Raw genomic sequence first — 23,780 nt, forward strand, 5'->3', positions numbered from 1 at the left:
CAGACTTTTTATATTTTCGGTATATGAAATGTTTTTCAAAATCAATACAGCCGGAACTAAATCAACAGGAACAAAACGATGCTTTGCAGAAAGGCGCTTTGCCCAATGATTTAATCGATTTCGCATCGAATGATTACTTAGGTTTTTCTCAGTCAGAGATTATTTTTAAGGACAGGCAGGAGTATTTAAGTAAAAATAAATGCATTGAAGAAGCAGCGACCGGTTCCCGGTTTTTATCCTGGAACCGCAAACTGTATCAGGAAACAGAAGGTTTTATTGCTAATTTCCATCAAACCGAAACAGCGTTAATTTTCAATTCGGGTTGCGATGCTACTATTGGTTTTTTTAGTGCAGTTCCTCAAAAAGGAGATTTGATTTTATACGATGAATTGTGTAATGCGTCTATTCTTGACGGAATTCAACTGTCGAGTGCCAAAGCCTGTAAATTCAATCACAATGATTTTGAAGATTTAGAAAGGTTAATCCAAAACCCAAGACCTAAAACCCAAGACCCAACAAGGATTTATATCGTAACCGAATCTGTTTTTTCTATGGATGGCGATTGTCCCAATCTGGAAGAATTAGTGCGGATTTCAGATAAGCACCATTGTTATTTAGTAGTTGATGAAGCACATGCTTTGGGTGTTTTTGGTTCAAAAGGCGAAGGATTCGTTCAAATGACAGGTTTGCAAGACCCTATTTTTGCTCGTATTTTGACTTTCGAAAATGCTTTAGGATGTGAGGGAGCAGCGATTGTAGGTTCGGTTGAATTGAGGGATTGTTTAGTAAATTTGGATCAAAGTTTTAAGTACACCACAGGGCTTTCGCTCTGTTCCGTTACCGCGATTTTGACTGGATATCAACATTTAGAACAAGAACAACAAACCATAGCGCAACTTCGCAAAAACATCATTCATTTCAATCAGGAAAAGAACATGTTAGGACTGAAACAATTGTTTGTACACAGTAAATCAGCAGTACAATCGGCCATCATTCCGGGTAAAGAAAATGTTACATCTATAGCCCAAAAACTACAAGAAAAAGGATTTGATGTGAAAGCGACACTTTCGCCAACGGTTCCCGAAGGGCAGGAACGACTTCGTTTTTGTTTGCACAGTTATAATTCTCCAGAAGAAATTAGCGAACTGTTGCGATTGTTGAGCAAGTTTCTCTTTCAATAGACTTTTTTTCGTATTCCTTTTCGAAAAAAAATATCGTGCAAACCCTAGTTTTTGTTAGCTTACAAAAAATAAATTTAAATTTTTTGTAACGTTTTACTTGTTTAATTACTTACGAGTAGTAATCAAATTAAACAAAACCATTATGAGAACAGTAACAACAAAAAAATTTAGCGAAAGAAATGATTTCGGACCTGTTATGATTTTTATCAGTTCAATTGGACTTGGCCATGCTGTAGTAAACCAATACGTTTATGACAAGCCAAAATTTGAAATGTTATTGATGATGTCTTGCTTCTTTTTGGCTGGCGTACTTTCGGTCTTAAGATCAAAATATAGTAAGTAATTCTTAACGAGTTTCAATCATCAAATCAAAAATCAATCATCAATCAAATTATTATGAAAAAATTATTTAAATCAATTGCAGTAGTAGCAGTATTGTTAATTTCCAGCGGAGTATTTGCACAAGCAAAAAAAGCAGCCTCAGCACCGTTAAATGAAAAATCGCTGTTATGGGAAATTTCAGGAAATGGATTATCGAAATCCTCTTATTTATATGGCACGATTCATATGATCTGTGGAAATGATTATTTTCTATCTGATAAAACCAAGAAAGCTTTTGATTCTACTGACAATTTAGTCTTAGAGGTGAATTTAGCCGATCCAAAAGAAATAAGCAGTGCTCAGCAATTTATATATGGAAAAGAACCATTGAGTAAAACATTGAGTCCGCAACAATTAAATGATTTTGATGTTTTGTTGCAAAAGAGAACAGGAATGACAGTCAAACAAGTTGATAAATTCAGTATAATGGCAGTAATGAGTTTGATTACTATGAAATCCTTTGGCTGCGCTGATATTAAAATGTATGAAATGGAATTTATTGAAATGGCTAAAAGTTCAAGTAAAAGTATTGCTGGTTTTGAAACACTTCAATCGCAAAATGATTTTTTAAGTAATGCTTATTCTGATGTGGAGGTGATAACACTGTTGCAAGAGTCAAATGATGATGATGCAAAAAAGTTAGTTCAAAATTATATTCAAGAAAACCTTCCAGAAATATATAAAGACATTACGGCTCCTAAAGTGATGAATGAAAAAACCAGAAAATGGTTATTAGATGTGAGAAATGAAAACTGGATTGTTAATATGCCGAATATGATGAAAGATAAAAGCACATTTTTTGCTGTAGGAGCGGGTCATTTATTGGGATAACAAGGAGTGATAAATCTATTGAGAAAAAAAGGGTATACCGTTAAACCTATTCTGAATTAATACCATTTTGAAAGAGAAAGAACCAGAATTTTTAAACCGGATTGAAAAACACAAAGGAATTTTATATAAAGTTTCTAAGATGTATATGGACAATCACGATGATCAACAGGATTTATTTCAGGAGATTGTCTGCCAACTTTGGAAATCGTATGATTCGTTTAGAAACGAGAGTCAGTTTTCGACTTGGATGTACCGGGTGGCTATTAATACAGCTATCGTTTTTCTAAAGAAAGAAAAGAGAAAAGTCGATAAATATGAGATCGTATCTCAAAATATCAAAGAAGAAACTGACGATTCAGAGATTAAGGAAAGCCAAATTGAACATTTTTATAAAGCAGTTCAAAAATTAGAAAAAATAGATAAGGCTATTATTTTTTATCAACTGGAGGGTTTCTCGCATAAGGAAATTGGAGACAATTTAGGTATTTCTGAAGGGAATGCCAGAGTGAAATTAAATAGAGCAAAAGAAAAATTAAAAGAAATAATTAAAAATCAAGGATATGGATTTTAACGATATACAGAACGCGTGGAACAATGAAAACACAGGAGAAATTAGGGTGCCAAATCATCTAGAAAAAATACAATCAGCCAGTATGCCCCTGACTCATATAAAAAAAGGTTTAAAAAGGGAGGCCTACCTTCAAATCTTGATCCTTGTGTGTGGGCTTGTACCAGTATTTATTAAATTTAATTTGAATTATCTAGTGCTTTTTTACCTAGTGTATTTCATATCAGTTATGGTCAGTACCTATTTTTTAATAAAAATTAAAGACTTTTATAAAATTGTAAATAATAAAAATATTAGCACAAAAGACAATTTGTATGAAACCTATTATGAAATAAAATTATTTATGGAAGTCTATAAAATTATCTCTACTGTTTCTATTCCTTTTGGTTTTATTTATATGATTCTAATTCCTTTGGGTTCAAAAACGGAAAAAATCATAAAAATAGTTGAAGGTATGCAAAGTCCAGAAATACTGTTTGTTGGACTGATAATTGGTTTTGTTTTGTGGTTAACGGGCTGTTGGTCTCTTATAAAGGCACATGCAGAACTTTTTTATGGAAAGTATGCCAAAGAAATCAAGAAAGTAATTGACGAATTAAAAGAAGAATAGCAAAATGCCTGTCTACTCGACAGGCATTTTTTTAGGATTTATAAACTGGTGTATAATAATGCTAATTTAGTGTTGGATTTTGTATACTCTTTTTACGTTCACTTGACATAGCGTGTCTCTTCCTGTTTTTCATCAAGATACTTTTGTGTGTTGCTATTTGAGCAATGCATATCATTTTTCCACACGAAGCTCATAAAAAAAGTAAATATCTCAGCGCTATTTTTTACCGCAGATTTAATAGATTTCCACTGATTAGAAAAGTAAATATCTCAGTGCTATTTTTGGCCGCAGATTCAAATGATTTAAAAAAAAATCCGTTTTGATCCGCAACATCCGTGTCATCCGTGTTCCATTGCCTCTACTTCTTTGACTTTTTTATCTTTTCGATCTATATTTCGTTTATACGCCACTTATATGATCTTATATCATTTACTAAAGAGCGTTTTAACTGCATTCTCAGGAAATACTTATATGACTTATATGTTTAAAAGTAAAATCTGTCTCATTCGCGTTCCATCACCTCTAATTCCTTAACTTTTTCATAGACTAAATTGCTCTCAAAACCTCTCCGAAGCAGATAGTCGCAAAATTTCTTTCTCTTTTTCAAAGCATTCGTCTCTGAGCTGTTTTCCCAAGTTCTGTCAGCCAGGTTCTGAAAAGTTTCTAAGTATTCTTCTGGAGTGATTTCTTTAAGAGCTGTGGTAATCAAACGAGAGTTTATTTTTCTGAATTTAAGCTCGTTTGTAATCCGGATAGTTCCCCAGTGTTTTATACGATGTTTTCCACGCGCAAAACTGCAAGCAAAGCGCTCTTCGTTAAGGAAGTTGTCAGATATGAGTCTAGCAATAATTTGATCAATTTCATCTGAGTCCATTTTCATAGATCGCAGTTTAGACTCTACTTCTTCATGACAACGTTCCTGATACGCACAATAGTGTTCTATTTTTTTTGTGGCGTCTTTAATGGAATATACATCGTTCATGCTCGGTTTAAATTTGATATTATTGGAAGTTTTGGATTCAAATTTCGGGTTTTTAATTGGATTTACAAATAATATGACTTTTGCTTGAGTTTCATGTCTTTTTAAAAGGATGTTGGCTTGTTAAGCTAGTACTGTTCGACCCTTTTTTGATTTCTCTAAATTGAAATAGTGCTAATGTTAAAGTGTTTAATAGATTGGTATTATAATTATATTAGTTCATGAAATCTTATAATAGCATCTCTATTTTTATAGTTCTCTCTGTAGTGTGGGTTTCTCATTGTTCGCATTTTAAGCCTGTCTAAATGTGCATTAATTTAAATTTTTTAGCTTAATAAATTCAGTTTTAATTTTGAGAAAAGCGTGGAGGAAGTGCGTTCCTTTCTTTAAGAGTAATTGTGCTTTAGAATCAAAAAAAAGGGTAAAATTGACACAACCAAGGGTATGTTTCTTATGTAAATAAGTTTGTTACTAAGTGATTAAAATTAGAGAAGCGGTGAAATTAGTATTTTGTAAGAATTTTCTAATCCATGTACTTTAACGAATAAACAGTACAGATGAGCGAGTTTATTTTTTTGCGAAAATCTATTTTAGTTAATTAGCGCACAATAGCAAATAGTTTTTTTTCTTACAAAAAAACCACTTGCTAAAAGATTTACCACGAAATCATTAAATACCACATGAAGAATTTTTACCCCAAGAATGCCCTTTTTTGTATATCAAAAACAACTAATTTATTCCTTTTTATTTGCTTGATGTTGGTAGCTAGTGCAAGTTCTGGACAGACTATGATACCTTTTAACTTCTCAGGCACCTTTACTGTTCCTTGCGATGTAACTTCTATAACCGTCAAAGTTTGGGGGGCTGGTGGTGGTGGGGATAATTCCTACAACCGCGGCGGCGGCGGCGGTGCCTTTGCTCAAAGCACTTTTAGTGTAAGTGCTGGTGCCAGCTATGCAGTAACTGTTGGTGCGGGAGGCGCAAGAGGAACAGGTGACAACGGAGAAGATTCTAGTTTCGGAAGTGTTGTGATTGCAAAAGGTGGTAATGGTGGTAATGGTGGAAGTAACCCTGGAAGAGGTGGGCGTGCTAGTGCAAGTACTGGGGATATAGTATGGAATGGAGGTAACGGTGGTACTAGCACCTCAACTCGAGGAGCTGGAGGTGGTGCTGCAGCTGGAACAACCAACAGTGGAAACAATGGGGGAAATGCAAATAGTACTACTACTGGAACTGGAGCAAGTGGAACTAATGGAGGAGGAAGTGGAGGAAATGGAGGAACCTCCGGTAACGGTGAAGATGGTTTTTTTCCTGGAGGAGGAGGAGGAGAACGTGGCACAAGTAGTGGTTCTAGTGGTAAAGGCGGAAACGGAAGAATAGAAGTCACCTATACTTCTTCATTAAATAATTATTGTACTCCTAGTTTTAACTCTGGTGTGGAGCCAATTACAAATGTCACATTTGCAGGTATTAACAAAACGACAACAAATGACCTCGGAGGTCCAAGTTTAGAAGTTTTTTGTTCTCCTACAGCTTCTGTAGTGAGAGGTTCTACAAATTCAATTTCTGTTCAAGGCAATACAGGAGGAAACTATACTGAAAGTATTAAAGTATATATTGATTGGGATAAAAATGGTGTATATGGAAATAATGCAAATGAAAAATATGATGTAGGGACCATTACAAATTCAAATGGTATTGACGGTGGAAAAGCTACTAATAATAACATTATTGTTCCTTTAGGTGCGAGTCTTGGATCTACTAGTATGAGGGTGATAAAATATTATTATAATACCTCTGACGATCCATGCTTTAGTGGCAGTGGATATGGTCAAGCGGAAGATTATACCGTAAATGTAACGTCTCCATGTCCAACTTATATAATAAATAGTGTTTCCGCGACTAATGCATGTATGTCAGGAACTTCAACAGCTATAATCAGCTCAACAAGCACAGGGTTACCTATAGGAAATTATACAGTGACTTATAACAGAAGTTCACCATCAGCAACGGGGCTAACCGCAACAATGACGGTTTCAACTGCTGGGACTGGTAGTTTTTCTGTAACGGGCTTAACAACGGCTGGATCTAGCACGATCACAGTTACTAAACTGACTTTAGGGAGTTGTGAAACTACATTTACTGGAAAAACAGCCAATCTTACGGTAAATGCAAACAATACTGCTACAGTTGTTTTCGGTTCTCCTAATGTATGTGTGGGTACAGCAATAACTGCTGTTACGCATACAACTACGGGAGCTACAGGAATAGGTGCGGCTGCGGGATTACCTGCTGGAGTTATATCAAGTTTTACTCCAAATACTATTACGATTAGTGGAACGCCAACTGCTAGTGGAATATATGATTATAGCATTCCGCTAACAGGAGGCTGTGGCTCTGTAAATGCCACTGGGACAATCATAGTATCTGCGACAAATACAGCTCCAACAATAGGAACCAGGACTCAGCCAACATGCACGACGGCAACAGGAAGTGTCGTTTTAAACGGTTTGCCTCCTGAATGGGCATTGACACAATATCCTGGAGGTACTACAACAACAGGAATCGGAACCAGTACAACTATTTCAGGTCTATCTCCAAATACATACACCTATTCAGTAGTTGATACAAGGAAAGGTTTAAAAGGAGAATATTTTAACAATGCGAATTTTACTGGAGCACCTGTGTTAACCCGTATAGATCCCAGAGTTGATTTCAATTGGGGAGGACTAAGTCCAGACGCTTCAATTCCTAACGATAGATTTTCAGTAAGATGGTCGGGACAAGTAGAGCCGCTATACAGTCAAAATTACACTTTTACAACCAATAGTGATGACGGTGTCCGACTATGGGTGAATGGTGTAAAACTCATTGATGATTGGAATGACCATGGTCCAGCGGACAGATCAGGTAGTATAACACTTACTGCGGGTGTAAAATATAATATCGTATTAGAGTATTATGAAAATGCTGGTGGTGCGGTGTCAAGGCTGTCGTGGAGTAGTCCAAGTCAAACGTCTCAAATTATTCCACAATCGCAGTTATTTCCAAGTGCAATTTGCGGTTCTCCTGCTTCAGCTGATGTGGTTATTAATGCGCAGCCTGCAACACTATCAGTTTCAACAATATCTTCCACAGCAGCAACTTGTTATGCAGCAGGATCAACAAATATCAGCAATTACCTTGCGTCTAACGCCTATACTTTTACACCAACAGGCCCGACAGTGGGAGCGGGTGGATTGGTAGGTGGAATGACCATCGGTACTTCTTATACTGTTACTTCAAAGAAAGGGACGTGTACTTCGGCAGCATCTGGATCATTTAGCAATGCAGCAATGTTGGAAACGCCAGAACGACCTACAGTAGGTACAATCACTCAACCAGATTGTATTACTCCAACCGGAACTGTGGTATTGAATGGATTACCATCATCAGGAACATGGGATTTATATAAAACTGGAGTTGCGAGTCCAATAGTAGCAGGAGGAAGTGGAACAACTTATACTGTGACTGGCTTAACAGCAACAACACATACATTTACAATAAAAAATAGTGTCGGATGTACGTCAATAGCATCAGTAAATGTTATTATTAACCCTGCTATTACCAACACTTGGAATGGAGCCTGGTCTGATGGTACTCCTACTATTTTACAAGCGATTAAATTTACTGAAGATTATAGTGTTGACGCTTATGTAAATGGCTGCTCATGTATAGTAACAGGAAGCAAAAACGTTATCATTAAGTCTGGAAAAACGATGAAAATTGTAAATGAAGTAAAGGTTTTAGGTTCGGGTACACTAACCTTCGAAAACAATGCCAGTTTAGTACAAATAAATGACAACGCTAGTAACTCAGGAAATATAATATACAAAAGAACTACTCCTGAAATCTTAAAAACAGATTATGTTTATTGGTCATCACCAGTGGCTCTTGCTAAATTGTCTGCAATACAAACGGGTACTTTGTATTATTCGTTTAATGGTTCAGGAAATTCATGGGTAAATGCTAATGCAAATACAATAATGGATACTGGTAAAGGATATATCGTTAGAGGCGCAGGTACATGGTTTGACACAGGTAATATTACCTTGACTGCTAACTTTATTGGAGCGCCAAACAATGGTGAGAAAGTAGTAACCATAGTAGGAGCAGGGAAAAATAATCTGATAGGGAATCCTTATCCATCGGCTATAGATGGTGAGGCCTTTCTAACAGCGAATATAGATGTTTCTGGAGGGACAACAGATTTTCTTGAAGGGGCATTGTATTTTTGGACGCATAAATCAGCTATACAATTAGCTTCAGGCATTGCTCCCGAAAAAGCGGGTTCTGGGACGTATGCCTATACATCAGATGATTATTCACCTTTTACTAAAGTAGGAGGAACTAATTCGGTGACAGGTTATATTGCAGCAGGTCAAAGTTTTTTTGCTAGGGGTTCTACTACTGGAGGGCAAGCTAAGTTTGTTAACAGTATGAGACTGGATGGTGATAAAATCCTTGATAATAGCGGTTTCTTAAAATCGGTCTCTACTTCGAAATCGGAAAAAGTAACTACAACTACTAAAATAGAGAAAAGCAGAATTTGGTTAAATTTAACCAATACTCAAGGTGCTTTCAAACAAGTGCTATTAGGCTATATGACCGGAGCAACTAATAGTTACGATAGGGGTTACGATGCATTAAGTTTTAACGGAAACAGTTTTATCAATTTTTATAGTATTAATAATAGTAGCCTTTTAACGATTCAAGGTAGGGCACTTCCTATTCAAGAGAACGATGCTGTACCTCTTGGGTATAGTTCTACTATCGCAGGAGATTTTAGTATATCAATTGATAAAACCGATGGAGCCTTATCTACTATGGCTGTTTATTTAGAGGATAGATTGACTGATACTACTCATGACCTAAAAAAGGGTGCTTATACTTTTACCACCGAAACAGGGACTTTCAATGAGCGTTTTGTATTAAGTTATGTTGATAAAGTAACTTTAGCAACTAATGATTTTGAGGTGTTAGAAAATCAAGTTGTGATTACAAGTAAAAATAATGAAATCAAAATTAATGCATCAATAGATTATATAGACAAAGTATTTGTTTATGATGTAACAGGGAAGCAAATTTTCTTAAAATCAAAAATAGACAAAAATGAATTTATCATTAGCAACATGGGAAATACTGATCAAGTTTTAATCGTCAAGGTTGTGCTGCAAAATAATAGCGTAGTTACTAAGAAGATTATATTTTAAACATACAGTTACAGCTGTTAAAGAACACCCCATTATACGATTGTGTAATGGGGTGTTGCTTTTTAAAAAAGTAAGGTTTTGTAGTGAAACAATTTTTCTTATTGGGTTCATAGATTTAAAACAAAGCTTGTGTTTTGAAAATATTTTACAGATTTAAATAGCTAATGCTTTTTTATTGGTATGTATTTAAATTCAGTGTTTTATATTTTAAAAATCACTAAAAGTGGGTATTGTAGAAAGAGAATAATAAGAATACTTTTATAAGATATTGTTTGTTAATGGCTGGTTCAGTAAATACTGAGTTAAAAAAATTAAAAGCAGTTTTCTTACTTAAAAAAATGTCTTTTCTCAGTATTAATCTTTAATGCCTTTTCATTATGAATGCAAAACTACGTTGTTATTTACTTTTGATATGTTTACTTTTTTCGGGAAGTATTATGGCACAGCAAGGCATGTTAGATACTACATTTAACACCGCTGATGATGGACTTCAAGGAGATGGTTTTGACAACACAGTTAGGGCTGTTGCTTTACAACCTGATGGGGATCTTATTGTAGGTGGTGAATATTTATATTTTAATGGTATTTCATTGCCTTATTTAACTAGGTTAAAACCAGACGGCACAGTCGATGCTTCTTTTAATTTAGGAAGCAGTGTTGATGGGAAAGTATATTCCACATTATTACAAGATAATGGTAAAATTATTATTGGAGGCTCTTTTACGCATTTTAATGGCACGGCAGTAGGAAGATTGGTGCGACTCAATAGTAATGGTTCGCTTGATACTTCTTTTAATACGGGTTTAGGGTTTATTAGTAGTATAGTATATGCAACTGCCCAGCAGGCAGATGGCAAAATTATAGTTGTGGGGAGTTTTACAAAATTTAATACAACAACTACAAACAGAGTGGCTCGACTTTTAACTGATGGAAGTCTAGATCCTACTTTTACAATAGGTTCGGGTGCAGGTGGACTTGTGAACGAATTAAAAGTGCAAGCGGATGGTAAAATTATTGTAGTGGGTTGGTTTACTACATTTAATGGTTTGCCATATAATAAAATTGTTAGGCTTAACGCTAATGGTAGTATTGATACTAGTTTTTCAACTGGTAGTGGTTTTGATGAGAATGTAACAGCTTTAGCTATACAAGCTGATGGAAAGATTCTGGTAGGAGGAGTTTTTACAATGTACAATGGTATTACAGCAAATAGGATTGTTAGGTTGAATGTTGACGGTAGCTTAGACGCAACTTTTGCTTCGGGAACTGGATTTAGTGACAACGGGGTAAATGTGATTAAAGTTGTTTCTAATGGTGATATTATGGTTGGAGGATCATTTAGTAAAAAATACAATGGTACAGATGTCAATAGATTAGTGTTATTAGATAGCAATGGGATGATTGTTCCAGGCTTTGATATTGGTTCGGGACCTTCAAGTGCTGCAGTTTACGCTATAGAGAATGCAGCCGATGGTTCGTGGTTTGTGGGAGGTTCTTTTTCTGTTTTCGAATCTCAAAATCAGGGAAGACTTGCTAAACTAGAACCTGACGGGACCTTAGATACAGCTTACCTCACTCCTGGGGTAGGTTTTAATAACACCGTATATAAAGTACTTCCTTTGGCTGATAATAAAACGATGGTTTTTGGAAGCTTTACTACTTTTAATGGAGTAAGTTCTGCGCGAATTGCCCGTTTACAAGAAGACGGAACATTGGACCCCACATTTAATTCATCGGCTGTAGGTGCCAATAATATTATTAGAAGTGCCGTTATTCAACAAGACGGTAAAATGGTAATAGCAGGTAATTTTACTAGTTATAATGGCGTAAGTGTGAATAGGATTGCAAAAGTATTGTCTAATGGTGCCATTGACCCGTCCTTTTCGATTGGAACAGCCGCGAATAATTTTATATATGCACTTGCTATGCAAACAGATGGAAAAATTATTGTTGTTGGAAATTTCACTCTTTTTAATGGAGCTGTAGCCAATAGAGTTCTTCGATTATTGCCAAGCGGCACTCTTGATACCAGTTTTAATGTGGGTACGGGTGCAGATGGAATAGTAGAAGCCGTTTTGGTACAGTCAGATGGTAAAATTGTAGTGGGTGGTCGCTTCTCAAACTTTAATGGAACTAGTTATAATAGACTTGCTCGTTTGAATTCTGACGGAAGTTTAGATAGCGGATTTTCTGTTGGGGTTGGTTTTGATAAAAATGTTTATGCGTTAGCAGTTCAGTCTGATAATAAACTTATTGTTGGTGGTATATTTGTAAATTATAGGGGTAGCGCTGCGAAGCGGATTTTAAGATTGAATGCGAATGGATCTTTAGATACTTCTTTTACAGTGGGGACAGGGTTAAGTAGTGGCGACGTACGTTCACTTTTGGTACAAGCAGATAACCGTATTCTAATCGGGGGGACTTTTTCGGGGACTTATAATGGAACAGGAGTTAAAAGAATGGCACGTTTGCTGAGGAATGGAGTGTATGACACCACTTTCTCAGTGGACTTAAATAATACTTTATTCAGTAGTTGCTTTACTGCGGATAACAAATTAATAATAGGAGGGAGTTTTAATTCGGTTTCAGGTGTGTCTAAGCACCGTGTTGCCCGTATAAAATTGTGTGTAAATAGTTCAGTCTGGGATGGCTCTGTCTGGGACAATGGTTTGCCTACGGTAGACAAAACGCTTGTGTTTAACAATGATTTCTCAGGTTTAAATACTTATAATGCTTGTTCTTGTGTAATTGCGGCAGCTAAGACGGTCACTACTCTTGCTGGTAATTCGTTGTCTTTGATCTTTGATTATTCGGGTGCAGGGACCTTAGTCTTAGAAAATAATGCCTCACTCTATCAGTCAGATGATGAAATTGTCAATACTGGAACTATTTTGTTAAAGAGGAAAACAACACCCATTTTTAGATCTGATTATACCTATTGGTCTTCTCCCGTGGCTAATCAATCGCTTTACAACACCTCTCCTGAAACAAGTTCGAATAAGTTCTTTTCATTTAATCCGAGTTCTAATAATTGGCTTGTAGAAGATCCGAGTAAAATAATGGAAACTGGTAAGGGATATATTATTCGAGGACCGGAAAGTTTCTCGACGGTGACAAGAGCTGTTTATGAAGCTAGTTTTAAAGGTATTCCTAATAATGGTGAAAAGACAATTACTCTTGGGCCTGTATCGAGTTTTAACCTAATAGGTAATCCTTATCCATCTGCCGTAAATTTAGATGTTTTTTTAATAGAGAATGCTGCTGTATTGAAAGGAACAGTTTATCTGTGGTCTCATAATACGCCTATTACTAATAATGTTTATACCTCTGATGATTATGCTGTTTATAATTTATTAGGAGGTGTTGGTACTAACCCGTCAAAAAATGTGGGGGTTAATAATTTTAGACCAGATGGGAAATTGGCTTCAGGCCAATCTTTTTTCATAGCAGCGTTAAGTGCAGGAGGAACGGTGAAATTTAGTAATAAGATGCGTGTTGTGGGGCAGAATTCTAATTTCTTTAAGATGACTTCCTCTCAAAAACAGAAAGAGTTTGCGTCAGTTGAAAAGCATAGGGCTTGGTTAAATATGTCTAATGCGAGCGGAGCATTCAAGCAAATGTTAGTAGGATATATGACTGACGCAACTGATGGTTATGACACTTTTTTAGATGGAACCACTTTTACGGCTAATCAGTATATAGATTTTTATAGTATTTGTGAAGGGAAAAACTTAGTTATACAAGCTAAAGGTTTGCCTTTTAATGATCAAGATGAGGTAGCTTTAGGGTTTAAAACAACTGTGGATGGAAATTATACCATTGAGATAGATGAAGTTGATGGTGTGTTAAAGGAGCAGCAAATCTATATTGTTGATAAACTGAACAATTCGACCCATAATCTAAAAGAGTCGTCTTATAATTTTTCTACTGTAAAAGGGACTTTTAATGATCGCTTTGTCTTACGCTACACTGATAAAACATTAAAAACAAATAACGTTGATGTGATTGACGACGATGTCTTTGTTTTTTCAAAGAACAGACAGTTAAAAATTAACTCTTCTATTGAATACATAGATAGAGTTATAGTTTACGATGTTTCAGGCAAACAACTCTATCAGAAGAACAATGTAAACAGCACTCATTTACTTGTTTCTAGTTTACAATCAGGTCGCCAACTATTATTTCTTAGTATTATTTTACAAAATGGCCGCACCTTATTGAAAAAGGTAGTCTATTAATTATTTAAAATCTATTTTGCATAAAAAAACCATCTTATAGAAATAAGATGGTTTTATATAGTTCAATTTTTTTATTTTCCTTTGGCCGAAGCTTCAAGATTTTTTTCAATTACATGTCCTGGTCTTGACCATTTTGGTTTTTCGCCTAATGGCGCAAACTGAGAATTTTCGGCTTCAACTGTTGCTGGTTGAGAAACTTTAGTAAATGGTTTTTGTGGGTTCAGCCCTAGTAATTCAAACATTTTCATGTCTTCATTAACGTCTGGATTTGGTGTTGTTAGTAATTTATCTCCTGCAAAAATTGAATTAGCACCTGCAAAAAAGCACATTGCTTGTCCTTCACGGCTCATATTCATTCTACCTGCAGATAAACGAACTTGTGTTTCTGGCATAATAATACGTGTTGTTGCAACCATACGTATCATTTCCCAGATTTCAACTGGCTTTTCTTCTTCCATTGGTGTTCCTTCAACCGCTACTAAAGCATTGATAGGTACAGATTCTGGTTGTGGGTTTAAAGTAGAAAGCGCAACAAGCATTCCTGCTCTGTCTTCAACACTTTCTCCCATACCTATAATTCCCCCACTACAAACTGTAACATTCGTTTTACGTACGTTTTCTATCGTTTGTAAACGGTCTTCAAATCCGCGAGTAGAAATAACTTCTTTATAATACTCTTCAGATGTGTCTAGGTTGTGATTGTAGGCATATAAACCAGCTTCGGCTAAACGATGGGCTTGATTCTCAGTTATCATTCCAAGTGTGCAGCACACTTCCATATCCAGTTTGTTAATGGTACGAACCATTTCCAAAACTTGATCAAACTCAGGGCCGTCTTTTACATTTCTCCAAGCAGCTCCCATGCATACTCTTGATGATCCGCTTGATTTTGCTCGCAAAGCTTGTGCTTTTACTTGGCTTACTGTCATTAAATCATTTCCTTCTACCGAAGTATGGTATCTTGCTGCTTGCGGACAATAGCCACAATCTTCTGGACATCCACCTGTTTTAATAGATAGTAAAGTAGACACTTGAACTACGTTTGGATCGTGATGTTCTCTATGAATTGAAGCTGCTTCGAAAAGCAAATCCATCATAGGTTTATTGTATATTGTAATAATTTCTTCTTTCGACCAGTTGTGCTTTGTGATGCTCATTGTGCTTTTTTTTGATACCTCAAAATTAGCTAATTTGTTCTAAAGAATCATCGCAATAGTTTTAAAAAGTGGATCGACCTTATTTTACTTCTTTCATATTTAATCAGATGTTAGTTTGTTGTTCCAGTAGAACAATAACAACATGGTAACAATCACAGAAAAAGAGATTCCTTCAATAAGCAAAGAAATAGAATACTTAGTTAAAGAGGGGTCGCCTCCTAGTGAGAAGGTTTTTGGCAGCGAATTTACATAGGTGTCTCCTCCATTCATATAAGCAAAAATAATTATTCCAATAATACTCAGAAACACACCTATAATTCCTGTAATTAGTGCAGATGCTGAATCTGTTGCTATGTTTCTTTTTCCTTCGGCGATATTCATTTTTATTGTCCTGTTTATTCCATAAAAAATAAAAAACACACTCAGGAAACGCAAGTAAAATAATTCAGAAAAACCCAATGCGCCCATTAATAAATAATAAGCACTAATTCCAATAAAAATAAGTAATCCATTTAATAATTCTTTAGGTAATTTCATAGTTTTTTTTAAAAGTTAAAATTCGTTCAGTGACTATTTTTTTTTGAATTGTAAAAGACATTGAACGTTTAAGATGCTAATAAAAAATTTAGCTCCTATTGCGATGGCTGTCTTTTTTTTTAATCACGTAGGTTTTTTTTTAAATATTGAAGCTTATGAAATCTTTTTTATTTTAATGTGGCGAAATTAAGACTTTAAGTCGTTAGTTTTGATTTCGGTTGGATAACATAGTTAATCTGAGGGATAACGATTTTTCCAATACAACATTAATATAAAAGTTACGGTCAAGGCAGAGACAATTCCTTCGATCAGAAGCGTTATAGTATAGGTGACTGCAGTTGGCGTTCCTACAAATAGAAAGGTGTCTGATAATTGTGTAATATAACTGTCACCTCCTTTTGCATAGATATATGATAGTAGTGCGGCGATGCTTAAAAAAATACCTATCAATGAGGTTAGAAATGCAGAAATGGCATTGTGTGATAAAACGGTTTTTCCTTCTAGGTAATTTGATTTTAAAGTTTTATTTGCTCCGTAATAAACAAAAACAATATTGAGGAATCTTAAATAAAATAAATTAGAGAGATTTAATACCTCCATTAATAAGAAATAAAGGCCTATTCCGATAAAAATAATAATTCCGTTGTATAATTCTTTTGGTAGTTTCATATCCTTGGTTTTAAAAAGTTTAAAAAATACTTCTTTGATAAACAGGGTGTTATATATCAAATTTACGTAAAAACTTGATATATTTTATGAAAAGTACTAATAAATTTTTTATTAATTATCCAAGTTCACTTACGTAAGCTATCGTGGCGTTTTTATCTTTCTCCAATTGTTTAGTCAATAAATCAATGGATTCAAATTTTTGTTCAGGACGAAGGTATTTAAGTACTGAAACCGTTAATTTTTGGTCATACAAATCAGTATCGAAATCTAAAAAATGAATTTCAATTGATAATTTTTCTCCAGATACCGTGGGGTTGAATCCGATGTTCATCATTCCGAAAACAATTTTTTGATTGATGATGCTTTTAACGATATAAACCCCATTAAGCGGAATAAGCTTGTAGTCTTCTTTTATTTCTATGTTTGCTGTGGGGAACCCTATAGTTCTTCCCAGTTGTTTTCCTTTAAAAACAGTTCCAGACAAAAAGTAGTCATAACCTAAGTAGGAATTAGCCAAAACCATATCTCCTTCTAATAAAGCTTTCCTGATTTTTGTAGAACTTACTGAAAGATCGTTTATTTCTTGCACAGATATTTGTTCAACCTCAAACCCATATTTTTGTCCAAAACCAATAAGGTCATCAATATTTGCTGTACGATTTCTCCCAAATCTATGGTCATGACCAATGATTATTTTATGGATGTCAAATTGATCGACTAGAACCGTTCGTACAAAATCTTCGGCAGTTAATTTAGAGAAAACTTCATCAAAAGGATGTATAACAAGATTATGAATTCCTAACTTTTGTAATAATTGAATTTTTTCGTCAATGGTGTTTAGCAATTTTATATCAGATTGCTCCTGTAAAACCATTCGAGGATGAGGGAAGAAAGTAAGAACAAGGCTCTCGTATTTGTCGGCTGCAGTATTATCAATAACTCTTTCCAGGATTTTTTGATGTCCTATATGGACACCGTCAAAAGTACCCAATGTAAGAATCGTTTTTTTTGTGGTGCTGAAATCTTTTATAGAATGAAAAATCTTCAATTGAATTATTTTATGGTTACGCAAATTTATACTATCTATTTTAAATGGGACAGCATCAAGAATTGATTTTTACAGAAATTCTAAAATTAAATAAATTTTTTAAAATTTAAAATTAAATACTTTAATTTTGAAAAATTAATATATTGTAACCATGAAAAATACTGCTCTTATCCTATTTCTTTTTGTATGGTATTTGCCTATCCATGCTCAAAATGAATCGCCCTGGAAAAAGGTAGGTCAAGGAATAGTATCAAATAGTGGTAAAGTCTTAGGTAATCCTAACTCAGATCAACAATTATTTTTTCAATTAGACGTGAATAGTCTAAAACAGAAGTTGGTTCTGGCCCAAGATATGACCTCAAAAAGAAGTGGTGTCGAAATCACCATTCCAAATTTAAATGGGGTTTTAGAAAAATTTTTGGTTTATGAGTCTTCTAATTTTGAGCCAGAACTACAGGCTAAGTATCCTGATATTAAAGGTTATGCAGGAGTAGGGATTACGGATCCAAAAGCATTACTTAATTTTAGCTTGTCGCCAAAAGGATTGCAAACGATGATTCTGCGCGCCGATAGTGGATCAGAATTTATTGAAACTTCTCAGGAGGATCCATCTTTATACGTCCTTTTTTCTTCTAAGGAAAGTGACAGTGGGGTTTTACCATTTGTGTGTAAAACGGATGATGTGACTTTAAATAAACAATTGTTAAGCAAAACTGCTAAGATAGCAGCAAACAATAAGGTTTTTAAAACTTTACGATTGGCATTGTCTTGTACAGGGGAATACGCAGCTTATCACGGTGGGACTAAGGCGAATGCACTTGCGGCAATGAATGCTACGATGTCTCGAGTAAATGGTATATTGAATAGGGACTTAGCGATTAAATTGATTCTTGTTGCTAATAATGACGTTGTCGTATATATTGATGCGGCTACTGATCCTTATTCAGAGGCAGCTGCAGGAGCTAATGGTGCTTGGAGCCAAGAGCTTCAAACAACATTAACGAATGTGATTGGGGATAGCAAGTATGACATTGGACATTTATTTGGGGCTAGCGGCGGAGGTGGAAATGCAGGATGCATTGGTTGTGTGTGTGAGTCGCCGTCAATTAGTGTTCCATTGGGAAAAGGAAGTGCTTATACTTCGCCTGCAGATGGGATTCCACAAGGCGATAATTTTGATATTGATTTTGTTGTCCATGAAATTGGGCATCAGTTGGGGGCAAATCATACGTTTTCACATGAGCTAGAAAATACATCTGTAAATGTAAATGTTGAACCGGGAAGTGGTTCGACCATTATGGGATATGCTGGTATCACAAATGATTATGATGTTCAGGCTAGTTCTGATGATTATTTTGCATATGTTAGTATTTTACAAATTCAAACTAACCTTGCGACAAAAACTTGTCCTGTGAGTACGGCAATTATTAATAATCCTCCTATAATAAATGCTGGAGTAGATTATACTATTCCTAATGGAACCGCATTTATTTTAAAAGGAACAGGGTTAGATGCTGAAGGAGATGTAGTTACCTATACTTGGGAGCAGAATGATGCTGCGGTGGTGTCCACTGCAGATAATAGTTTGGCTGTTTCTACAAAACCTGATGGTCCTTTGTTTCGATCTTTATATCCTAGTGCTTATTCTATAAGGTACATGCCATCATATAGTAATGTACTGGCTAATAAATTGACTAGTAAATGGGAATCTGTAGCAACTGTGGCTAGAACCCTTCATTTTGTATTGACAGGAAGGGATAATGCTGCTCAGGGAACTGCCCAAACCAATTCTGATGAAATGATTGTAAATGTGAGCGGAAAAGTTGGACCTTTTGCGGTAACGTCGCAAAATAGCGTTAACATTAGCTGGGTTCGAGGAGGTTCACAAACGATAACATGGAGTGTAAACGGGTCCAATACCTTAACGGGGTCGGCTAATGTTAATATAAAATTGTCAATTGATGGTGGATTAACCTTTCCTACTACATTGGCTTCAAATACGCTAAACGATGGTTCTGAGGCTATCACTGTTCCAAATGTTAATGCCAAGAATTGCAGGATTTTAATAGAGCCGGTGGGTAATATTTATTACGCAGTAAATAGTACTGCTTTTGCTATCGGGTATTCAGTTGTATCTAGCTGTAATACCTATACATTTACAGCTCCCTTTGATATTCCAGAGCAAGCAGCTTATACAACAAGAGTTATTAATGTTCCTTCTACTACTGCTACTGTGAGTGATGTAGATTTTAACGTAAGTTTTACCCATGCTTATTTATCAGATGTCGAGATGGAAGTGGTTAGTCCGCAGGGGACGACGGTAAAGTTATTTGATAGAAGTTGTGCAAGTACTAATTCTACGCTGCTGCTTAAATACGATGATTTGGGGAGAGATATTGTTTGCGGTACAACTACCTTGCAAAATGTTGCCCCTTTTCAGTCATTGGCAGCTTTTAATGGGAAAAATCCATCGGGGGATTGGACTTTTAGGATTAGGGATGCCTATGAGGGGGATAAGGGGACGTTAAATTCGGCTTCTATTGCTATTTGCACAAAATCATACACGCTGGTGACAGAAGATGTTCAAATCAAAAACTATGTAATGTATCCAAATCCGAGTAAGGGGAATATTACTATTCAGTTTAAAAGTCAATCAATAGCAGGAGTTAAAGTTTTGGTTCACGATTTAGTAGGAAGGAAACTTTTTGAAAAAGAATATGAAAAGACCAGCGACTTCATTCAAAATATTCAATTGCAACAGTTGCTAACAGGTATTTATTTAGTTACGGTGATTGATGGTGATAGAAAAGAAGTTAAGAATCTAGTGATTGAATAATTCTAATTAATAGAAAATAAAAAAAGGGAAACATATAATTGTTTCCCTTTTTTTATTTTCCATTAAATGTAGTCATAGTGTTTTCTAGTCCAGCGGTTCCAAATGACCTGATGATTTCGGATGCTATTTCTAACCGTTCTGGAAGCGCAGTTTTCTCAGCATCATCCCAGTCCCCGAGAACGTAATCGATTTGCTTTCCTTTTTTAAACTCATCGCTAATTCCAAAACGAAAACGGGTATATTGATTGGTGTTCAAAATCAGATTAATGTTTTTTAAGCCGTTATGACCTCCATCGCTTCCTTTTGGTTTGATACGAATCGTTCCAAAGGACAGATTCAAATCATCAGTAATGACCATAATGTTTTCAAGAGCGATATTTTCTTTATCCATCCAGTACTGTACCGCTTTTCCGCTTAAATTCATGTAAGTGTTTGGCTTTAAAAGAAAAAAGGTTCTTCCTTTAAATTTGTACTCAGCTAGCGCTCCTAGTTTCACGGTCTGGAAGGAGAGCTGTTCTTTTTTGGCAAAATGGTCCAATATTTTGAATCCAATGTTGTGGCGTGTATTGACATATTCAGCGCCTATGTTTCCTAGTCCTACTATTAAAAATTTCTTACTCACGCTTTCTATATTGTTTTTTTGGTGTTCGTGAACCTCCGGTTTCATACAATCGGTCTGGTCTTCTTTTTGTTTTGATGAAAATATATCTGATATCCATTTAAGCATACTGCAAAAGTAAACTTAATTAGATAATTTGTCAATGAGATAATTAGTTAATTTGCTGGGGTAGGCTGAAGGTGTTTTCTAAGGATGGAAAAACGTTGTAAAATAGCCCCGATTGTAATAAAAATCCTTTTTGCTTGCCATTTTTGGCGGGCAAAAAGATTGTAATGGAAAGCGGGACTGCTGTTGTGGTAAAAAGAAAGGTATGTGCTCCTAATAATTAAGAGGGAAAATGAGTTCTGGAAGGGGAGGTGTATTTAAGAGTGAGAAACCATCCGGAAGGCTTTATAGGATATAGACTAAATAAAAAAAGCACCAGTTTTACAACTGATGCTTTTAAATATGAGTGAAAAAATATTATTTTTTCTTTCCTTTTGCAGGAGCTCCTTTTGCTGCTTTTGCTGCTTCTTGAGCTGCTTTCATCGCTGCACGAGAAATTCTTACTTGAGCAACAACTGTGTTGTCTTGGTGAATCAATTTGTAGTTATCAGAAACAAGTTTCGTAACGTACAATTTGTTCCCCATCATAAGTGGAGTAATGTCAGCTTCAATAAAATCAGGAAGATTTTTTGGTAAAGCTTTTACTTTCAGTTTACGAGTGTTCAAACGTAAAACACCACCTGCAAGAACACCTTTAGATGTACCTACAACTTTCACAGGAACTTCCATAGTGATTTCTTTGTCATCAAATAATTGAAAGAAGTCAATATGTAAAATTTTGTCAGACACAGGGTGAACCTGGATGTCTTTTAGAATTGCATTGAATGATTTTCCATCTTCCAAGTCAATCACAACTGTGTGAGCGTTTGGAGTGTAAACCAAGCTTTTGAATGCTTTTTCTTCTGCTGAAAAATGTACTGGTTGATCTCCTCCGTATAACACGCAAGGAACCGCTCCAGCATTACGTAAGGCTTTAGTCGCAACTTTTCCCACGCTTTCTCTTTCTGATCCTTTAATTGTAATCGATTTCATTGTAAAAATTATATAGTTATTAAATATTCTACTTGTTTGTGATTACATGATAAACTTCCCACTGATGGAATTATTATGATGTACCATGTGCATAACTTCGGCAAAAAGTGGCGCACAACTCAACACTCTTATTTTTTTTGATTCTTTCTTTAAAGGAATAGAATCAGTAACAATCAATTCTAATAATTTAGAATTTTCTATTTTTTCGTAGGCGTCTCCTGATAAGATGGCATGAGTACAAATTGCTCTTACGCTCAATGCTCCTTTTTCCATCATTAAATCAGCGGCTTTCGCCAAAGTTCCTCCGGTATCAATCATGTCATCTACTAAGATTACATTTTTACCTTTAACTTCACCAATCAATTCCATGGTGCCGATAACGTTTGCCGCTTTTCTCTGTTTGTAACAGATTACAACATCTGATTCTAAAAATTTAGAATAAGCGTATGCTCTTTTTGAACCTCCCATATCTGGAGAAGCGATCGTCAAATTGTCTAATCCTAAACTTTTTACATAAGGTAAAAAGATAGTCGAGGCAAAAAGGTGATCCACTGGTTTTTCAAAAAAACCTTGAATTTGATCTGCGTGCAAATCCATTGTCATTACTCTAGTCGCTCCGGCTGTTTCTAACAATTTTGCTGTTAGTTTTGCTCCTATCGGAACTCTAGGTTTGTCTTTTCTATCTTGTCTTGCCCAACCGAAGTAAGGTATTACAGCAGTAATGTGTCTTGCTGAAGCACGTTTTGCTGCATCAATCATAAGTAGCAATTCCATCAGATTGTCTGAATTTGGAAAAGTGGAACAAACAATAAATACACGTAACCCCCTGATAGACTCTTCATAAGAAGGTTGGAACTCACCATCACTGTAGGTTGACATTGTAACCTTACCTAGTGGGATTCCGTATTCTGCGGAGATCTTTTCAGCTAGGTATACACTTTTTGAACAAGCAAAAATTTTAGCTTCTGGTTCTAGGTGTGACATTTAATTTGTTGTTTTGTAGTTAGTTGTGTGTCTCGTTTTTAACGAGCTGCAAATTTATGAAATTTATTCAACTGTGAAAGGAAAAAATTAAGATTTTTTAGTAGAACTTTTAATATTATTTTTTACATTTGCAGCGTGTTAAAGGAAAAGATGTTTGGCTACCACTAAATATCTCTTTATTGCGTGAAGTAACTGTTGTTACTTCTGTCTGCTAAGCCCGGATGGCGGAATTGGTAGACGCGCTGGTCTCAAACACCTGTGGGAAACCGTGCCGGTTCGACTCCGGCTCCGGGTACATAAAAACCGCTTCGAAAGAAGCGGTTTTTTTAGTTTTATACTATTCTGGTATTGCGAAGTCTTTATTTATGATTTACACTTTATAGTAATGTTGTCTTTAAAAAGAAAGACATGTTTTTTTGTGTTATCTCATTACCAGTCGTAATTCCTGTCTGTATTGCGAGGCACTTTTCCCAGTGAAATCTTTGAATGATTTATTAAAGTGTCCTAAATTATTAAAGCCACTTTCATGGGATATCTCGGCGATGTTAATTTGTTTTTCGGCCAGTAATTTAGAGGCGTGGACCAAACGATAGTCATTTACAAACTTTGTAAACGTTTTGTTACTGGTTTTTTTAAAGTACCTACAAAAAGAGGGTACAGTCATCGATACTAAAGAGGCTACTTCTTCAAGTGCAATATTTTCCTGAAAATGATCTTTAACATAATTGTAAACTAGGGATCAAGTCGAAAACCTGTGGAGCGATAAAAATTAGGCATAAATATTTGTTAGCCTAAAAAGAAAGAATTCCACGT

16 protein-coding genes, 1 tRNA gene and 1 pseudogene are annotated in these 23,780 nt (G+C 35.5%); 9 read left to right on the top strand and 9 right to left on the bottom strand.

The features are described 5' to 3' along the window. Nucleotides 1-23: 23 nt before the first annotated feature. From QO200_RS11325 to QO200_RS11345, 5 genes are all read left to right on the top strand, one after another. Complete coding sequence (locus QO200_RS11325; RefSeq protein WP_371539959.1) at nucleotides 24-1,181, top strand: aminotransferase class I/II-fold pyridoxal phosphate-dependent enzyme; 1,158 nt, start codon at nucleotides 24-26, stop codon at nucleotides 1,179-1,181. Nucleotides 1,182-1,323: 142 nt separating this feature from the next. Continuing rightward, complete coding sequence (locus QO200_RS11330; RefSeq protein WP_371539963.1) at nucleotides 1,324-1,524, top strand: hypothetical protein; 201 nt, start codon at nucleotides 1,324-1,326, stop codon at nucleotides 1,522-1,524. 53 nt (nucleotides 1,525-1,577) lie between these two features. Continuing rightward, nucleotides 1,578-2,393 (top strand): TraB/GumN family protein, encoded by an 816-nt coding sequence (locus QO200_RS11335; RefSeq protein WP_371539966.1) that lies wholly within the window; start codon nucleotides 1,578-1,580, stop codon nucleotides 2,391-2,393. A 67-nt stretch (nucleotides 2,394-2,460) separates the two neighbouring features. Beyond that, nucleotides 2,461-2,964, top strand: a complete 504-nt coding sequence (locus QO200_RS11340; RefSeq protein ID WP_371539969.1) for an RNA polymerase sigma factor — start codon at nucleotides 2,461-2,463, stop codon at nucleotides 2,962-2,964. Next, nucleotides 2,954-3,571, top strand: coding sequence for a hypothetical protein (locus QO200_RS11345; RefSeq protein WP_371539972.1), 618 nt, complete (start codon nucleotides 2,954-2,956; stop codon nucleotides 3,569-3,571). The genes QO200_RS11340 and QO200_RS11345 overlap by 11 nt, the downstream gene beginning before the upstream one ends. Nucleotides 3,572-4,073: 502 nt before the next feature. On the opposite strand, the gene QO200_RS11350 is transcribed toward QO200_RS11345, so the two are convergent. Continuing rightward, entirely contained in the window at nucleotides 4,074-4,553 is a 480-nt protein-coding gene (locus tag QO200_RS11350; RefSeq protein WP_371539975.1) for a regulatory protein RecX, read from the bottom strand. Nucleotides 4,554-5,338: 785 nt separating this feature from the next. Between QO200_RS11350 and QO200_RS11355 the strand changes: the two genes are divergently transcribed. Both QO200_RS11355 and QO200_RS11360 read left to right on the top strand, forming a co-directional pair. Beyond that, nucleotides 5,339-9,802: a PA14 domain-containing protein gene (locus QO200_RS11355; RefSeq protein ID WP_371539978.1), complete on the top strand. Its 4,464-nt coding sequence runs from the start codon at nucleotides 5,339-5,341 to the stop codon at nucleotides 9,800-9,802. A 377-nt stretch (nucleotides 9,803-10,179) separates the two neighbouring features. Beyond that, complete coding sequence (locus QO200_RS11360) at nucleotides 10,180-14,040, top strand: T9SS sorting signal type C domain-containing protein (RefSeq protein ID WP_371539980.1); 3,861 nt, start codon at nucleotides 10,180-10,182, stop codon at nucleotides 14,038-14,040. A gap of 71 nt (nucleotides 14,041-14,111) precedes the next feature. Here the strand turns inward: QO200_RS11360 and bioB are convergent, their stop codons facing one another. The 4 genes from bioB to QO200_RS11380 form a co-directional block, all read right to left on the bottom strand. Continuing rightward, nucleotides 14,112-15,197 (bottom strand): biotin synthase BioB, encoded by a 1,086-nt coding sequence (gene bioB / locus QO200_RS11365; RefSeq protein WP_371539983.1) that lies wholly within the window; start codon nucleotides 15,195-15,197, stop codon nucleotides 14,112-14,114. A gap of 99 nt (nucleotides 15,198-15,296) precedes the next feature. Beyond that, nucleotides 15,297-15,734, bottom strand: coding sequence for a hypothetical protein (locus QO200_RS11370; protein ID WP_371539988.1), 438 nt, complete (start codon nucleotides 15,732-15,734; stop codon nucleotides 15,297-15,299). Between the two features lie 231 nt (nucleotides 15,735-15,965). Further along, complete coding sequence (locus QO200_RS11375) at nucleotides 15,966-16,403, bottom strand: hypothetical protein (RefSeq protein ID WP_371539993.1); 438 nt, start codon at nucleotides 16,401-16,403, stop codon at nucleotides 15,966-15,968. Between the two features lie 115 nt (nucleotides 16,404-16,518). Beyond that, entirely contained in the window at nucleotides 16,519-17,451 is a 933-nt protein-coding gene (locus QO200_RS11380; RefSeq protein WP_371539997.1) for a bifunctional riboflavin kinase/FAD synthetase, read from the bottom strand. A 151-nt stretch (nucleotides 17,452-17,602) separates the two neighbouring features. On the opposite strand from QO200_RS11380, the gene QO200_RS11385 reads away from it, so the two are divergent. After that, complete coding sequence (locus QO200_RS11385; RefSeq protein WP_371540002.1) at nucleotides 17,603-20,287, top strand: reprolysin-like metallopeptidase; 2,685 nt, start codon at nucleotides 17,603-17,605, stop codon at nucleotides 20,285-20,287. A gap of 52 nt (nucleotides 20,288-20,339) precedes the next feature. On the opposite strand, the gene pth is transcribed toward QO200_RS11385, so the two are convergent. The 3 genes from pth to QO200_RS11400 form a co-directional block, all read right to left on the bottom strand. Next, a complete protein-coding gene (pth, locus tag QO200_RS11390; protein ID WP_371540008.1) occupies nucleotides 20,340-21,014 on the bottom strand; it encodes an aminoacyl-tRNA hydrolase in 675 nt (224 codons plus the stop codon). Between the two features lie 354 nt (nucleotides 21,015-21,368). After that, nucleotides 21,369-21,983, bottom strand: coding sequence for a 50S ribosomal protein L25/general stress protein Ctc (locus QO200_RS11395; RefSeq protein WP_371540014.1), 615 nt, complete (start codon nucleotides 21,981-21,983; stop codon nucleotides 21,369-21,371). A 42-nt stretch (nucleotides 21,984-22,025) separates the two neighbouring features. Next, nucleotides 22,026-22,967, bottom strand: coding sequence for a ribose-phosphate pyrophosphokinase (locus QO200_RS11400; protein WP_371540021.1), 942 nt, complete (start codon nucleotides 22,965-22,967; stop codon nucleotides 22,026-22,028). 215 nt (nucleotides 22,968-23,182) lie between these two features. On the opposite strand from QO200_RS11400, the gene QO200_RS11405 reads away from it, so the two are divergent. Continuing rightward, nucleotides 23,183-23,262 (top strand) — tRNA-Leu (locus tag QO200_RS11405). A gap of 126 nt (nucleotides 23,263-23,388) precedes the next feature. Here QO200_RS11405 and QO200_RS11410 read toward each other — a convergent pair. Continuing rightward, nucleotides 23,389-23,706 (bottom strand): annotated as a pseudogene (locus tag QO200_RS11410) (helix-turn-helix domain-containing protein); the annotation flags it as partial. Nucleotides 23,707-23,780: the final 74 nt, after the last annotated feature.

The sequence above is a fragment of the Flavobacterium sp. Arc3 genome (genome assembly GCF_041431375.1).
Classification (GTDB): Bacteria; Bacteroidota; Bacteroidia; order Flavobacteriales; family Flavobacteriaceae; genus Flavobacterium.

Excerpts from the sequence above, each read along its gene's own strand:
- QO200_RS11325 (WP_371539959.1), top strand. The coding sequence starts at position 24 with ATGAAATGTTTTTCAAAATCAATACAGCCGGAACTAAATCAACAGGAA.
- QO200_RS11330 (WP_371539963.1), top strand. The coding sequence starts at position 1,324 with ATGAGAACAGTAACAACAAAAAAATTTAGCGAAAGAAATGATTTCGGA.
- QO200_RS11335 (WP_371539966.1), top strand. The coding sequence starts at position 1,578 with ATGAAAAAATTATTTAAATCAATTGCAGTAGTAGCAGTATTGTTAATT.
- QO200_RS11345 (WP_371539972.1), top strand. The coding sequence starts at position 2,954 with ATGGATTTTAACGATATACAGAACGCGTGGAACAATGAAAACACAGGA.
- QO200_RS11350 (WP_371539975.1), bottom strand. The coding sequence starts at position 4,553 with ATGAACGATGTATATTCCATTAAAGACGCCACAAAAAAAATAGAACAC.
- QO200_RS11355 (WP_371539978.1), top strand. The coding sequence starts at position 5,339 with ATGATACCTTTTAACTTCTCAGGCACCTTTACTGTTCCTTGCGATGTA.
- QO200_RS11360 (WP_371539980.1), top strand. The coding sequence starts at position 10,180 with ATGAATGCAAAACTACGTTGTTATTTACTTTTGATATGTTTACTTTTT.
- bioB (WP_371539983.1), bottom strand. The coding sequence starts at position 15,197 with ATGAGCATCACAAAGCACAACTGGTCGAAAGAAGAAATTATTACAATA.
- QO200_RS11370 (WP_371539988.1), bottom strand. The coding sequence starts at position 15,734 with ATGAAATTACCTAAAGAATTATTAAATGGATTACTTATTTTTATTGGA.
- QO200_RS11375 (WP_371539993.1), bottom strand. The coding sequence starts at position 16,403 with ATGAAACTACCAAAAGAATTATACAACGGAATTATTATTTTTATCGGA.
- QO200_RS11385 (WP_371540002.1), top strand. The coding sequence starts at position 17,603 with ATGAAAAATACTGCTCTTATCCTATTTCTTTTTGTATGGTATTTGCCT.
- pth (WP_371540008.1), bottom strand. The coding sequence starts at position 21,014 with ATGCTTAAATGGATATCAGATATATTTTCATCAAAACAAAAAGAAGAC.
- QO200_RS11395 (WP_371540014.1), bottom strand. The coding sequence starts at position 21,983 with ATGAAATCGATTACAATTAAAGGATCAGAAAGAGAAAGCGTGGGAAAA.
- QO200_RS11400 (WP_371540021.1), bottom strand. The coding sequence starts at position 22,967 with ATGTCACACCTAGAACCAGAAGCTAAAATTTTTGCTTGTTCAAAAAGT.